The 267-nt window shown below is 45.3% G+C and carries 1 protein-coding gene; it reads right to left on the bottom strand.

Annotated elements, in window-relative coordinates:
• Positions 1–2: 2 nt before the first annotated feature.
• Positions 3–267, bottom strand: a 265-nt coding sequence (locus FD50_RS06390) for a transposase (protein ID WP_235803450.1), incomplete at its 5' end; no start/stop codon positions are given.

The raw sequence follows: 267 nt of genomic DNA, 5'->3' as shown, positions 1-267 counted from the left end.
GGTTACTTCTGCGCAAGGAAGCCCAGGGCTTTTTTTAGGATTTCGTTCTCCTCAGACAGGGAAGCCAGCCGCTTTTCCATCGCTTTAATTTCGTCTGGCGATTTACCGGATTGAGTTTTGGCTTGGCCCTGGATCCACTTATGAACGGTTGAATAGCCAATGCCATATTCTCTGGCCAGTTGGGCGGCTGATTCGCCTTGTTTATATAGGTTGATGATGTTTTGTTTGAATTCTTTGTCGTAACGAGTTGGCATGTAAAAATTCCTT

Origin of the sequence: Liquorilactobacillus satsumensis DSM 16230 = JCM 12392, assembly GCF_001435195.1 — a bacterium.
GTDB classification, from domain to species: domain Bacteria; phylum Bacillota; class Bacilli; order Lactobacillales; family Lactobacillaceae; genus Liquorilactobacillus; species Liquorilactobacillus satsumensis.
Note: the sequence above shows the minus strand (reverse complement) of the source record. Positions and strands in the feature narration are given on the sequence as shown.